This is a genomic window from Amycolatopsis sp. N2S4-7 (assembly GCF_058119595.1).
The window spans coordinates 425,657-438,572 of record NZ_CP172299.1 but is presented as its reverse complement, the minus strand read 5'-3'; the positions used below and the strand labels follow the sequence as shown (position 1 = coordinate 438,572).

Genomic DNA, 12,916 nt, shown 5'->3' with positions numbered 1-12,916 from the left:
ACAGCCGTCTGTTCCGGTCAGCGGAACGCCGAGGGCGTGTTCCCCTCCTCGCGGGCGCGGGCGCTCCGGACGACCGCCCCGGCCGCGAGGGCGGCGGCCACTCCCCCGCACGTCATGACGGCCGGCACCGACACGGCGTCGACCACGAAGCCGCCGGCCAGCGCACCGGCGGCGATCGTCGCCTGGAAGGACGCCGTGAAGAGGACGGTCGCCGCCTCGGGCGCGTCCGGTGCCGCGCGCGCGAACCAGGTCTGCGAGCAGACCGGCACCGCGCCGTAGGCGACGCCCCACAGCAGGAGGAGCGCGAGCGCACCGACCGGGCCGGCGTGCGGCAGGAGGACGGCCGACACCCCGATCAGTGCGGCCGCGGCGGCGAAGGTGGCTTCGGAGCTGCGGCTCAGGCCCGCGAGGAAGGTGCCCGCGATCCCGGCGGCGCCGTACGCGAGCAGGTAGAGGCTGAGCACGCCCGGCCGGACGATGTCCTGCAGCAGCGGGGTTACGTAGGTGTAGGTACCGAAGTGGGCCAGGACCACGAGGAAGGTCACCAGGAGTCCACTTCGGACCTTCGGCTGACGCAACAGGCCACTGAGGACGTCGAACGCGGTGATCTGCCGGGCGGGCAACGACGGGGTGAGGGTGAGGAGCGCCGCGGCGGTGCCGAGACTCAGCAGGCCCAGGAGGGCGAACGCCGTCCGCCACCCGGCGAGCTGGCCGACGAGGGTGCCGAGCGGCACGCCCAGCACCGACCCGAGGGGCACGGCGGAAAAGATCACCGCCGTCGCCCGCGCGGCGGCGGCCGTCCCGACGAGCCGGGGCGCGAGACCCGAGCCGATCGACCAGAAGCCGCCGATGACGAGGCCGACGAGGAACCGGGCGGTGAGGAGCACCCAGAACGCGGGCGCGGCCGCGGCGAGGAAGCCGGCGACCGCGAGCAGCAGCATCAGCCCGGCCAGCATGAGCCGCCGGTCGAACCGTCCGGTGGCGACGGTGACCACGGGCGCGGCGACGGCGGCGACGAGACCGGGCACGGTCATGGTCCAGCCGGCGGTCCCGGGCGGGACGCCGAAGCCGTCCGCGATCGGCGTCAGCAGGCCGATGGGGAGGATTTCGGTGGTGACGATGGCGAAGATCCCGACGGTCACGGCCGCGACGGCGGCCCATCGGTGCTGCGGAGGTGCGTTCATGGGGCCCCAGTAGACCGGCGGCGGCGCGCGCGGGCTGGCAGGTTTGCGACAGCTCCGTGGCCGCGCGGGGTCACGTCGGATTCCCGCCGGTTTGATCGGCTCCGGACCGGGGCAGCTTCGGGGAGAGACCGACCGAGGAGGTTCGATGGCCGAGCGGAACCGTTGGCACATCATCCCGACCACCGCCCCGCTGTGCTGGCTCACCATGGCGGCGGGGGTGCTCCTGCTGGTGTCGAGCATCATCACCCTGCCCGCGGCCGGCACCCGGGTGCCGGTGCTGGAAGTGCTCGTCGCTGTCGTGGCGGTGGCGTTGATCGTCTGCGCGGGACTGGGTCTGGCGAGGCCGCAGCTTCGCGGCCGCTGAGCTTCAGGGGCGCAGGCAGGGTTCCGGCGGCCGGGAAGGCGCCGGACGCCGCGTCAGCGGGGTGCGCCGGTGGGGCGGCGCTGAGGCGTCGCCCCACCGCCTGGCTCAGCGCGCAGCGACCGACCTCAGCGGGTCCTCCGAGTAGTGGGGCGCCGCTGAGGGGTCGGCGTCGACCTCTTCGCCGTCACCGTCGGGGCGTGGGCCCTCGTCGGGGTCGTCGGCGGCGCGGTCGCCGTGGATAGCGGGAACTCCGTCGTCGCCGGAACTGCGGTGGTGCTCGGCGTCGGCTCGGGCGTGGTCGACGGCACCAGGCGGCCGCTGCCCGAACCGCCGCCGGCGGCGCACGCTCCCGCCAGCAGGACCACTCCCAGGACCAGACCGCTCCACCCCATCCGCACGATCCGGACGCTACCAACGCCACGCCCCCGATACCGGCGAAACAGCGAAACCGGCCGCTACAGCTCCTGGTGGTCCGCGTGCTCCACCCGGGCCTCCGGCACCGGGCGGCCGTCGCTCACCCGGAAGTCGCCCACGTCGTCCAGGACGAACGTCGGCGTGGCGGCCACCTTGTCCGCGCGGCAGTGGTGCACGTCGAGATCCACGACGTCGCGCAGCACGAAAGCCGGGCGCGTGTCCGGCGCGCCGAACTTCACGTCCACGTTGTCGAGGCTCACGCCGCGCGCGTGGCGGACGAAGAAGCCGTACGCCGGCAGCGTGCCGAACATCGACGGCTCCGGGTAGGCCGTCTCCAGCTCCGGCGGGTTCTGCACCGCGTCGCCGGGGGTGAGGCCGCCCGCGAGGTGGTGGCGGATGTTGCTCAGCTTCACGTCCTCGATCGGGTGACCCGGGATCCCGGCCAGGCACGACGGGTACCGCGGGTCGGCGTCGTGCGTGGTGACGTCGCTGATGCTGACCCGGCGCAGGAACCCCACCGGGAGCCCCGCCGGTCCGCGCATCCGCGCCCCCAGCCGGAGGAACAGCGGCATCTGGACGTTGCGCATCGTCAGGTTGCTGATCGTGACGTCCTCCAGCCACCCGCCGTCGACCGTCTCCAGTGCCAGGCCGCGGCAGTGTTCGAAGACCACGTTGGAGATCGCGATGTTGCGGAACCCGCCGTTGGACTCGGTGCCGAACTTGACGCGGCCGGTGCGCCCGTACGCCGACGCTGTCTTGAACGTGCCGGCGACCAGGGTGCCGAGGTCGTAGCCGCTGACGAAGCAGTTGTCGATGGTGACGTTTTCGGTGTCGCGCACCTGGTTCAGCGCGTACGTGCTCTTGAGCACGATGGCGTCGTCGTTCGGCGAGTTCACCGTCGTGTTGGCGATCCGGACGTTCCGGCAGCAGTCGATGTTGATGCCGTCGCGGTTGGTGTCGATCACCAGCCCGTCGAGGCGGAAGTTGTCGACGCCGGTCGGGAGGATGCCGAAGTGCCCGCCGTTGACGATCGTGATGTCCCGGATCGCGACGTTGCGGCACAGCTTGAGCGCGATCGCCTTGTTCCCGTTGAGCGGCGCGGATTCCGCGCTGCCGCCGGCGACGAGGCCCTGGCCGTCGATCTTGCCCGGCCCTTCGATGGTGACGTTCTCCAGGTTCTCACCCCAGATCAGGCTGTTGTGCCAGTGGCTGTGGCCGAAGTCCTGGTACGGGTTGCCCGCGCCCGGTTCGGCGGGGTCGTAGCCCCGGCCGCCCGCCGGGGCGGCCGCGAGGATCGTCGCGTTCGCCGCCAGGTACAGCGCGATGTTGCTCTTGAGGTGGATCGAATAGCTCGCGTACGTCCCGGCCGGGAAACAGACGGTTCCGCCGCGGACGGCGGCCGCGTCGATCGCGCGGTTGATCGCGGCGGTGTCGATGGTGCGCCCGTCGCCCTTCGCGCCGAACTTCGTGACGTCGAAGAAGCGGCCCGGCGGGCTCGCCGGTTCCTCGGCTCCGGCCGCTGGAGACCCGGCCAATGGCAGGGCGGCCCCCGCGGCTCCCGCGGCTCCCCAGGCGACGACACGGCGGCGGCTCAACGCTCTTCCCACGACAGCTCCCTCAACTCGCCACGGCGAAAGCACCTCAAAGTGCTTCCGACGGCGGAATCGGGAATGCGTCTTCAGCTAAGAGCAAATGATCGGACGAGTCAAGCTCGTCCTGCCGGTCGCGCCGAGCGGGGCCGCATGATCAGCGCCGCGACGTGGTAGACGCACGGTTCTTCGCCGCGGTTCGCGTAGGAATGCCTTGTGTCGGCCGGGAAGTAGAGCGAGTCGCCCGCGTTCAGGGAGTACTCCGTCTCGCCGACGCCGAGGCACAGCGCGCCCGACTCGACGGCGACGAATTCGTGCGAACCCGGGGCGTACGCCGGAAAATCGCCCGCGTCGCAGCCGGGCGGGAGGGTCGTGCGGATCCACTCGAAGTTGACGCCGGGGACGACCGGCGTCAGCACCGTGCGGTGCCAGCCGCCCGGTTCGGCGACGTGGTCCTGCTCGGCCGCGCGGCGGACGAGCACGCGGTCGGTCTCGAGGTCGGCCAGCAGCCGCGAGAGGGACAGCCCGAGGCCGTCGGCGATCCGGGACAGCACCACGACCGTCGGCGTCTTCTCGCCGCGCTCGATGGCCGACAGCATGCTGACGCTGACGCCCGCCTCCTTGGCCAGCGCGCTGAGGGCGAGCCCGCGGTCGGCGCGCAGGGCGTGCAGGCGGCGGCCGAGGATCACCGGATCGATCATTCCTCTATAATACCGACCATGTCCACTATAGAGGAAGCGGTGGAGGCCGACGCCGAAGGCATCGCCGCCGTCTTCACGCCGTACGTCACCGGCTCCGTCGTCACGTTCGAGACGACACCGCCGACCGCGGCCCAGTGGCGCGCGAAGATCCGCGAGAGCACTTGGCCTTTCCTCGTCCTGGCCGAAGCGGGCGAGGTCCTCGGCTACGCGCTGGCGGCGCCGTGGCGGCCCAAGCCGGCGTACCGGTACTCGGTGGAGACGACGATCTACCTCGCCCCGGCCGCCACCGGCCGCGGCTACGGGCGGCGCCTGCTCGGCGAGCTGCTGAAGCGCTGCGGCGAGGCCGGGGCGCGGCAGGCGATCGCGGTGATCGTCGACTCCGGCAGCCCAGCTTCGCGGAACCTGCACCTCGCGGCGGGCTTCACCGACGCCGGGGTGCTGCGGCGCGTCGGGTTCAAACAGGACCGCTGGCTCGACACGCTCCTCATGCAGCGCGAACTCGGCTAGCGGAACGCCGCGTGCAGGTGGAGCCGCTCCTTGTGCAGCGCGAACTCGGCTAGCGTGACGCCGCGTTCAGGTGGAGCCCCCCTGCCGCATGAACTCGGCTAGCGGAACGCCGCGCGCAGGTGAAGCCCCCCTGCCGCGCGAACTCGGCTAGCGGGACTTCGCCCGGAGGTGGAGCCGCTCCCCCTGCTTCCCGAACAGGCTGAGGATCTCCGCCGGCCGGCCGCCGACCGCGCCGAACCAGTGCGGGAGGCGGGTGTCGAACTCCGCCGCCTCGCCCGGGCCCAGCGTCATGTCGCGGTCGGCCAGGATCAGGCGCAGCCGCCCGGACAGGACGTACAGCCACTCGTAGCCCTCGTGGACCTGCGGGTCCGGCTCGCCTGTCTCCGGCTCCAGGATCATCTTGAACGCCTGGGGCGCGCCCGGCTGGCGGGTGAGCGGCAGCACCGTCATCGTGGCGCCGTTGTGCCGCGGGATGCGCCGCGCGGTCAGCCGGACCCGGGGGTCGCCGACCTCCGGGGCGCCGACCAGTTCGTCCAGGGGCACCTGGTGGGCCTGCGCGATCGGCAGCAGCAGCTCCAGGCTCGGCTTCCGCTGGCCGGACTCCAGCCGGGACAGCGTGCTCTTCGAAATGCCCGTCGCCGCCGACAGGTCGGCCAGCGTGACCCGCCGCTGGGTGCGGACCCGCTTGAGCCGGGGGCCGACCTCGGCCAGGGCCTGGGTGATCGCGTCCGTCATGTCCCCAGGAAACCCGCTCGTCCCGGAAACGGCAACATTAGTTGTCGGATTCGCGAGTCCGGGGTCAAGGTGGCGGCATGAGCGAACACGACAACTTCGACGTACTGGTGGTGGGTGGCGGCGCCGCGGGCCTGAGCGCCGCCCTGATGCTGGGCCGGGCGGGGCGGCGGGTCGCGGTCGTCGACGGCGGGTCGCCGCGCAACGCGCCGGCGTCGCACATGCACGGCTTCCTGTCCCGGGACGGCCTGCCGCCGTCCGAACTGCTCAAGATCGGCCGCGAAGAACTCGCCGGCTACGGCGTCGGGATCATCGAAGACAGCGTGACCCGGCTCGACCCGGGCTTCACCGCGCGGCTGGCCGGCGGGCGGGAGCTGACGGCCCGGCGCGTCCTGGTCGCCACCGGCGTCCACGACGACCTGCCGGACCTGCCGGGCCTGCGCGAAAGCTGGGGCTCCGACGCGGTCACCTGCCCCTACTGCCACGGCTACGAGGTGCGCGACCAGCCGCTCGGCGTGCTCGGCACCGAAGCCGCGAGCGTCGAGCACGCGCTGCTGGTCCGCCAGTGGTCGCCGGACGTCGTGTACTTCTCGCACACGGCGCCGCCGTCCGAAGAGGACCGTGCGCGGCTCGACGCGCGCGGCATCCGCGTCGTCGACGGGCTCGTGACCGCCGTGCGGCGCGAGGACGGCCGTCTCACGGGGATCGAGCTCGGGGCCCGGTTCGTGCCGCGGGCCGCGCTGTTCCTGCGCACCCGGACGGTCCCGCACGACGAGCTGCTGCGCGGGCTCGGCTACGAAGAGGGCGACGTCGACCCGTCCGGCAAGACGAGCGTGCCGGGCGTGTGGGCGGCCGGGAACGTCGCCGACGCGCGGGCCACGGTGATCATCGCCGCGGCCCAGGGCGCGGCGGCCGCCGGCGCGCTGAACCACGACCTCGTCGCCGAAGACGTCCGGCGGGCGGTCGAGGCGTTCGGCGGCTTCACCCCCGCCGCGGAACGCGCGGCCGCGGCGGCGCGCTGACGTCCTGGTGTTCGGCGGCCGGGCGTGCCAGGCTCGGCGGGTGCGCCCCACGCTGTACGAATTCGCCGGCGGTGACCCCGCGTTCCTCGCGCTGGCCGCCGCCCACCACGAACGGTGCCTGGCCGACCCGGAGCTGAACCACCCGTTCTCGCACCCGGGTCAGCACCCGCGGCACGTCGAACGGCTGGCCTGGTACTGGGCCGAGGTCATGGGCGGGCCGCCGCGGTTCTCCACCGGGTGCGGCGACCATTCGTCGATGCTGAAGATGCACGCCGGAAACGGCGACATGAGCGACCTCGGCCGCCGGTTCGTGACGTGCTTCGTGCGGGCCGCGGACGACGCCGGCCTGCCCGCCGATCCGGAGTTCCGCGCCGCGCTGCGGGCCTACATGGAATGGGCCGTCGCCGAGGTGCTCACCTACCCCGGTCCCGCCGGCGACGTCCCCGCCGGGCTGGCCATGCCGCACTGGTCGTGGAACGGGTTGCAGCCGGTGTAACGACCGGGGCCGCCGCCGCGTCTTGCAGGGAACGACCGGCTGTGGAGGTCCGTCGCAGAGACCGGTCCGGGCGGGTTCCCCCCACCCACCCGGACCGGTCTCGTCCTCCGGCACGACGTCCGATACCCGCCTGCGCCGCACCCGCGGGCCGGGCCAGACTGGCCACCATGCTCCTCGACCGCTTCTTCCTCGCCTCCCGGGGTTTCGAGCACCACCTGCGCACGGTGGAGCCGGCCGTCTGGGGCGCCCCGACGCCCTGCTCCGCCTGGGACGTCCGGGCCCTGGTCAACCACATGACCCGCGGCAACCTCAACTACATCGCGCTCCTGGGCGGCGCCACCCGGGAAGAGTTCCTGGCGCACCGCGACGACGACGCTCTGGGAGACGACCCCGCCGCCGCGTTCGCGGGATCGGTGCAGGCCTTCGCGGACGCCTTCCGGGAGGAAGGTGCACTGGACCGCGTTCTCGACTACCCGCCCGGCCGGATCACCGCCCGGCAGGCGCTGGCCGTGCGCACGGCGGACAGCACCGTGCACACCTGGGACCTCGCCCGCGCGCTCGGCGCCGACGAAACCCTCGACCCGGGCCTGGTCGCGTGGATCGACGAGGACTTCGACGCCATCTTCGCCGGGCTCGCGCTGGGCCCGCGGTTCTTCGCCGACCCCCCGCCCGGCGTGACCGGCGAGACCCGCCAGGACCGGCTGCTCACGCGGTTCGGCCGCGATCCTCGCTGACCCCGCTGCCGCAGCCCAGCCGGGCGGCGAGCTCGGTCAGCGCCTGCCCGAGCGGCCGGTCGACCCGCACGGACGCGTAGCGGTCGCCGCGGGTTTCGCCCTGGTTGACGATCACCACCGGCTTGCCCGCCTTCGCCGCGTGGCGGACGAAGCGCAGGCCGGACATCACGGTCAGGGACGAGCCGAGCACCAGCAGCGCGCCGGCGTCGTCGACCAGCCGGTAGCACTGCTCGACGCGCGGCCGCGGCACGTTCTCGCCGAAGAAGACGACGTCCGGCTTGAGCACGCCTCCGCAGGACTCGCAGGGCACGAGGGTGAACCGGCGCACCACCTCGTCGGGCAGCTCGACGTCGCCGTCCGGGTTGATCCGGGTGGCTTCGCCGTCGAAGCCCGCGTTCGCCGCCCGCAGCCGCCGGTCCAGCTCCGCGCGCGGGCTCGTCCGGCGGCAGACCAGGCAGACGACCCGGTCCAGGCTGCCGTGCAGCTCGACGGCGTCCGGGGTGCCGGCCGCCTGGTGCAGGCCGTCGACGTTCTGCGTGATGACGCCGGAGAGGTAGCCGCCGTCGCGCAGGGCCGTGACCGCGCGGTGGCCGTCGTTGGGGTCGGCGCGGGCGATCGTGCGCCAGCCGAGGTGGCTGCGCGCCCAGTACCGCCGCCGCCCCTCGGCGCTGGTGACGAACTCGTCGTAGGTCATCGGCGTGTGCTTGCGCAGGCTGCCGCTTTCGCCGCGGTAGTCGGGGATCCCGGACTCGGTGGACAGCCCGGCGCCGCTCAGCACGGCGACCCCGCCGCGCGCGACGACGTCGGTCAGCTCGTCGAGGCGGGCCGTCCGCGGCAGCGGCGCCTCCGCCGACGTCCAGCTCAGGGTGGGTCGGGTCCGCACTACGCCAGGGTACGTGGGCCGAGAAGGATCTTCTCGAACCAGTGATCGGCGTAGTGCTCGTCGTTGAACGGCGCGACCTCGCGGTAGCCCGCCGCGCGGTAGAGCGCGATCGCTTCGCCGAGCGCCCGGTTCGTCTCCAGCCGCAGCGTGCGGACGCCGTGGGCGGCCGCGTGCGCCTCCAGCTCGGCCAGCAGGCGCCGGCCCAGCCCGAGGCCGCGCGCCGACGGCGCCACCCACATCCGCTTGATCTCGGCGGGCGCGTCGCCGTGGAACTTCAGCGCCCCGCACCCGACGGGGCCGCCGTGCAGCGTGGCCACCAGCAGGACCCCGGCCGGCGGCGTCATCTCGGCGTCGGCGGCGGAAATGCTGAGCTCCGGGTCGAAGCCGTCGTCGAACCGCTCGGCCAGCTCGGCGAAGTAGGCGCGCAGGCAGGAGCGAGCCGCGGGGTCGGTGGGTGGGCGCGGGGCGAACTCGACCGCCGAGGCCGTCAGGAGCCGCTCGACCTCGCCCATCGCGGCGACGAGCCGGGTGCGCTGCCCGCCGGACAGCGGGGCGAGGAGGGCGGCGGCCGCGTCGTCGGAGAGCCGGTCGAGGGTGGCGCGTTCGGCGAGCCCGGCCTCGGTGAGCCACGCGGTCCGGACGCGGCGGTCGGTGCCGCTGGGCTCGACGCGCACCAGGCCGTCCTCCTCCAGCCCGCGCAGCAGCCGGCTCAGGTAGCCCGAATCGAGGTCGAGGCACGCCCGCAGCTCGCGGACGTCCCGGCCGGCCGCGCCGATCTCCCACAGCACCCGCGCCTGACCCAGCGGGCGGCCGCGGGCGAGAAAGGCGTCGTCGAGCGCGCCGATGCGCTGGGTGACGGTCCGGCTGAACCGCCGGACGCCGTCGACCAGCTCCCGTTCCATTCCCTGACTATAGTCAGGGATCGGCGTCGCGGGGCAGGCCGTCCGGGTGCGGCCGGACCGATCCGGCGTGTAACGCCCGGCCGCGCGGGGCACGATTTCCCGGTGTCCGGGGTCTGGTGGAAGGAAGCGCGTGAGCTGGCAGTTCGGGCCGTACCGCGTGGAGTCGCTGATCGCCCGCGGCGGGATGGGCGAGGTCCTGCGCGCCTACGACACCCGGCACGACCGCGTCGTCGCCCTGAAGCTGCTCGCGCCGGAGTTCGCCGCCGACCGGGACTTCCAGGAGCGGTTCCGGCGGGAGGCGCACGCCGTGGCGCGGCTGCGCGAGCCGCACGTGATCCCGATCCACGCCTACGGCGAGATCGACGGGCGGCTCTACCTCGACATGCGCCTGGTCGACGGTGAGGACCTCGGCAGCAGGCTCGCCGCGGGCGGGGCGCTGGCCCCGGCCGAAGCGGTCGACCTCGTCGGGCAGGTCGCCCAGGCCCTCGCCGCCGCGCACGCCGAAGGGCTGGTGCACCGGGACGTCAAGCCGTCGAACGTGCTCGTCGGCGCCACCGGGTTCGCCTACCTCGTCGACTTCGGCATCGCCCGCGCGGCCGGGCCCGGCACCGAGCTCACCGCGACCGGCGGCGCCGTCGGCACGCTCGACTACATGGCGCCCGAGCGCTTCACCGACGCGCCGGCCGACCACCGCGTCGACGTCTACTCGCTGACCTGCGTGCTGCACCAGTGCCTCACCGGCAGCAAGCCGTTCGCGGCGTCGACGGCGGCGTCGCTGATCGGCGCCCACCTGCACCAGCCGCCCCCGCGCCCGAGCGAGGTGCGGCCCGGCCTGCCCGCGGCGTTCGACGCCGTGATCGCGCGGGGCATGGCGAAGGACCCGGCGGAGCGGTTCGGCGGGGTCGCGGAACTGGCCGGCGCCGCCCGCGCCGCGCTCGGCGGCACCCACCCTCCCCCGACCCTGGTGGCGCCGGTGACCGGGGTGCGGCGGGCTTCGAAGGCGCCTTGGCTGGTCGCCGCGGTGGCCCTGCTCGCCCTCGTCGCCGTCGCCGGGTGGTTCACGGTGGTGAAGCCGTCGTCGCAGGCCGGGACGACGCCGTCCGCGGCGCCCTCCGCGACCCCGTCCACGACGCCGTCCACGACGCCGTCCACGACGCCGCCGCCGTCCGTCGCGCCGGTCACGACGACGCAGGTGACGGTCCGGACCTCGGTGGCCACCATCGGCGGCGCGGACCTCGGGCTCGCGACCGCGATGAGCACGCCCGCGTGCGACGGCTCGTACGTCGTGGTGCTCGGCTCGGCGGTCACCCCGGCCCGCTACCGCGCCGACGTCCAGCGCTTCCTCGACGCCCACCCCGGCGCGGGCTACCTGCACGCACCGACCACCGGTTGCGGCTCGCTGCGGCAGCAGCTGAACGGCGCCGACGTGTACGCCGTCTACAGCGGGCCGTTCGCCACCAAGGAAAGCGCGTGCGCCCGGCGCGCCGGCGACGCGTACGTCAAGCGGCTCGACGACACGACCCCGCCGACCCAGGTGATCACCTGCTGAGCCATTCTTCGTCCACAAAGGACTTCAGGAGGGTGGTCAGCCGGGGGTCGCCGCGGCCGTTCAGGTTGTCGGAGGCGATCCGGCGGGCCACCCCGGCGAGGAAGTCGGCGACCTGCACCCGGGCGTCGGACCGGGAGTCGACGAACCGGACGCCGGCCAGCCGGTGGCCGAGGGTGGTCTTGAGCTGCAGCACGCGCTCGGCGGTGAGGGCGAGCTGTTCGTCGTGCACCAGGGCGACCGGGGTGCCGCCGGTGCTCCAGTGCCGGACGGTGTGGATCACCGCGGGCACCAGCGGATCCAGCACCGGCACCAGGCCCGGGTCGCTCGCCAGCCGGGCGCGGTAGGCGGCCACCTTTCCGGCGCCGCCGCGGAACCGGCCGAGGATTTCGCCGGCTTCGCCCGGAACCGCGGCCAGTTCGTCGACCAGGGCGAAGAACTCCTCCGGCGACGACGTCACGCCGCGCCGGGGCCGCAGCCGCAGCACACTGGTGAAGGCGGTCAGGAAGAACTCCCAGCGGTCTTCGCCGAAGGCGGCCGGGCCCGCGCGGTGGAGGGTGCGCGCCATGGCGTCGGTGGCGTCCTCGGCCAGCAGCGTCACCGCGGCGCGCACGGCGAAGAAGGTCTTGTCGGTCAGGTGCACGTGCCCGTGGCCGGCGAGCGGGCCGGCCGGGTCGAGCAGCCACTCGAGCACGGCCCGGTGCTTGGCGCGGAGCAGGTGGTTGGCCTTGTACTCCTCGGCGGGCGAGCCGATGCGGTCCCGGATCTCCCGCACACAGGCCGCCGCGGCTTCCGGCGTCAGCCGCACCCCGGCGTGGGCGAAGACGTCCGTCTCGCCGCCGAGCAGGTTCTCGCCCTCGGAACCCGACTCGTCGCAGGCGATCTCGACCGGGCTCACCGCTCCGATGGTGCCAGACCCGCCGGGCCACGGCGACCGCGTTATCGGCCCCGGCGCAGCGGGCGTCCGTCCTCGGCGAACTGGCGCAGCAGGGAGAACGCCTGCGGGGACGGTCCGTGGGCCCGGAGGAACTGCAGCCGCGCCAAGGCCTGTTCGACACTGGGACGTCCGCCGTCCGGTACCCACCACAGCGCCGTCGACGGCCGGCGCGTCGTGCCGAACCACTGCCGGCGGCGCAGGAGCAGCTGCCCGTGCGCACTGCGGTAGACGAACTCGTGCAGGCTGCGGTAGTCGCGCCACACCGAGACGTTGACGACCAGGTCGGTGCCGCCGGCCGCCGCGACGACCGCGTGGCCGGACCCCGCGCCCAGCCGCCAGACGAAGCCGGGCGCGGCTTCGGCGAGCCGCGCGACGGCGTCGAACGCGTTCGCGAACCCGGCCATGACCGGGTCGTCCAGCGGCGCCCGCGGCACCGCGACGTTCACCTGGGCGAGCTCGGCCACGCTCAGCCCAAGGTGATCTTGCCGCCGGTGACGGTGATCGTCTTCTTCTCCAGGGCCCGCGCCGCCGGGCCGTTCGCGACCGAGCCGTCGGCGATCTTGAACCTGCTGCCGTGGCACGGGCAGTTGATGGTGCCGTCGGCGACGGCGTCGACCGTGCAGCCCTGGTGGGTGCACACGGCCGAGAAGGCCGCGAACGTCCCCGCCTCCGGCTGGGTCACCACCACCCGCTGGTCCGCGAAGACCTTGCCGCCGCCGACCGGCACGTCGCCGGTCGCGCCGAGCGGCGTCCCGCCGGCCGCGGGCGCCGGCGCGGCCGGTGCTGCCGGGGCGGCCGTGCCCGAGCCGCCGTAGGTGCTGCACCCGGCCACCAGCCCGGCGCCGAGGACCGCGAGCGCTGCCCGGCGCGCCAGCACCGGGTCCGTTTCGTCGTTCCGCACGATC

General features: G+C 74.0%; 15 protein-coding genes. 6 read left to right on the top strand and 9 right to left on the bottom strand.

The window, feature by feature from the left end; all coding sequences use genetic code 11:
• Nucleotides 1-17: 17 nt before the first annotated feature.
• Nucleotides 18-1,184: an MFS transporter gene (locus ACH54P_RS02045; protein WP_489910581.1), complete on the bottom strand. Its 1,167-nt coding sequence runs from the start codon at nucleotides 1,182-1,184 to the stop codon at nucleotides 18-20.
• Nucleotides 1,185-1,329: 145 nt separating this feature from the next.
• Between ACH54P_RS02045 and ACH54P_RS02040 the strand changes: the two genes are divergently transcribed.
• A complete protein-coding gene (locus ACH54P_RS02040) occupies nucleotides 1,330-1,548 on the top strand; it encodes a hypothetical protein (RefSeq protein WP_489910580.1) in 219 nt (72 codons plus the stop codon).
• A gap of 455 nt (nucleotides 1,549-2,003) precedes the next feature.
• On the opposite strand, the gene ACH54P_RS02035 is transcribed toward ACH54P_RS02040, so the two are convergent.
• On the bottom strand, nucleotides 2,004-3,497 hold the full coding sequence (locus tag ACH54P_RS02035) for a rhamnogalacturonidase (RefSeq protein WP_489917087.1): 1,494 nt from the start codon (nucleotides 3,495-3,497) through the stop codon (nucleotides 2,004-2,006).
• A gap of 170 nt (nucleotides 3,498-3,667) precedes the next feature.
• Entirely contained in the window at nucleotides 3,668-4,252 is a 585-nt protein-coding gene (locus ACH54P_RS02030; protein WP_489910579.1) for a helix-turn-helix domain-containing protein, read from the bottom strand.
• A gap of 18 nt (nucleotides 4,253-4,270) precedes the next feature.
• Here ACH54P_RS02030 and ACH54P_RS02025 point away from each other — a divergent pair, with 18 nt between their 5' ends.
• The gene (locus ACH54P_RS02025) at nucleotides 4,271-4,759 is read left to right on the top strand and encodes a GNAT family N-acetyltransferase (protein WP_489910578.1); all 489 of its coding nucleotides are present in this window, start codon (nucleotides 4,271-4,273) and stop codon (nucleotides 4,757-4,759) included.
• A gap of 147 nt (nucleotides 4,760-4,906) precedes the next feature.
• Here the strand turns inward: ACH54P_RS02025 and ACH54P_RS02020 are convergent, their stop codons facing one another.
• Nucleotides 4,907-5,494, bottom strand: coding sequence for a helix-turn-helix domain-containing protein (locus ACH54P_RS02020; RefSeq protein ID WP_191306572.1), 588 nt, complete (start codon nucleotides 5,492-5,494; stop codon nucleotides 4,907-4,909).
• Between the two features lie 77 nt (nucleotides 5,495-5,571).
• Between ACH54P_RS02020 and ACH54P_RS02015 the strand changes: the two genes are divergently transcribed.
• The 3 genes from ACH54P_RS02015 (at nucleotide 5,572) to ACH54P_RS02005 (ending at nucleotide 7,743) form a co-directional block, all read left to right on the top strand.
• The gene (locus ACH54P_RS02015; RefSeq protein WP_489910577.1) at nucleotides 5,572-6,513 is read left to right on the top strand and encodes an NAD(P)/FAD-dependent oxidoreductase; all 942 of its coding nucleotides are present in this window, start codon (nucleotides 5,572-5,574) and stop codon (nucleotides 6,511-6,513) included.
• Nucleotides 6,514-6,553: 40 nt separating this feature from the next.
• On the top strand, nucleotides 6,554-7,009 hold the full coding sequence (locus ACH54P_RS02010) for a group II truncated hemoglobin (RefSeq protein ID WP_489910576.1): 456 nt from the start codon (nucleotides 6,554-6,556) through the stop codon (nucleotides 7,007-7,009).
• Between the two features lie 167 nt (nucleotides 7,010-7,176).
• Nucleotides 7,177-7,743 carry a TIGR03086 family metal-binding protein gene (locus tag ACH54P_RS02005; protein ID WP_489910575.1) on the top strand — a complete coding sequence of 189 codons (567 nt, stop codon included), beginning with the start codon at nucleotides 7,177-7,179 and terminating at the stop codon, nucleotides 7,741-7,743.
• On the opposite strand, the gene ACH54P_RS02000 is transcribed toward ACH54P_RS02005, so the two are convergent.
• Complete coding sequence (locus ACH54P_RS02000; protein WP_489910574.1) at nucleotides 7,715-8,626, bottom strand: NAD-dependent protein deacetylase; 912 nt, start codon at nucleotides 8,624-8,626, stop codon at nucleotides 7,715-7,717. The two genes, ACH54P_RS02005 and ACH54P_RS02000, sit on opposite strands and share 29 nt — an antisense overlap.
• On the bottom strand, nucleotides 8,626-9,528 hold the full coding sequence (locus ACH54P_RS01995) for a GNAT family N-acetyltransferase (RefSeq protein ID WP_489910573.1): 903 nt from the start codon (nucleotides 9,526-9,528) through the stop codon (nucleotides 8,626-8,628). The genes ACH54P_RS02000 and ACH54P_RS01995 overlap by 1 nt, the downstream gene beginning before the upstream one ends.
• Before the next feature lie 130 nt (nucleotides 9,529-9,658).
• On the opposite strand from ACH54P_RS01995, the gene ACH54P_RS01990 reads away from it, so the two are divergent.
• The gene (locus ACH54P_RS01990) at nucleotides 9,659-11,077 is read left to right on the top strand and encodes a serine/threonine-protein kinase (protein WP_489910572.1); all 1,419 of its coding nucleotides are present in this window, start codon (nucleotides 9,659-9,661) and stop codon (nucleotides 11,075-11,077) included.
• Here the strand turns inward: ACH54P_RS01990 and ACH54P_RS01985 are convergent.
• The 3 genes from ACH54P_RS01985 to ACH54P_RS01975 are packed head-to-tail and all read right to left on the bottom strand — an operon-like array spanning nucleotide 11,067 to nucleotide 12,912.
• Nucleotides 11,067-11,972, bottom strand: coding sequence for a DUF3800 domain-containing protein (locus ACH54P_RS01985; protein ID WP_489910571.1), 906 nt, complete (start codon nucleotides 11,970-11,972; stop codon nucleotides 11,067-11,069). The genes ACH54P_RS01990 and ACH54P_RS01985 overlap by 11 nt on opposite strands.
• A 41-nt stretch (nucleotides 11,973-12,013) precedes the next feature.
• Nucleotides 12,014-12,475 (bottom strand): DUF3291 domain-containing protein, encoded by a 462-nt coding sequence (locus tag ACH54P_RS01980; protein ID WP_489910570.1) that lies wholly within the window; start codon nucleotides 12,473-12,475, stop codon nucleotides 12,014-12,016.
• 2 nt (nucleotides 12,476-12,477) lie between these two features.
• Nucleotides 12,478-12,912 carry a Rieske (2Fe-2S) protein gene (locus ACH54P_RS01975; RefSeq protein WP_489910569.1) on the bottom strand — a complete coding sequence of 145 codons (435 nt, stop codon included), beginning with the start codon at nucleotides 12,910-12,912 and terminating at the stop codon, nucleotides 12,478-12,480.
• Nucleotides 12,913-12,916 lie beyond the last annotated feature (4 nt).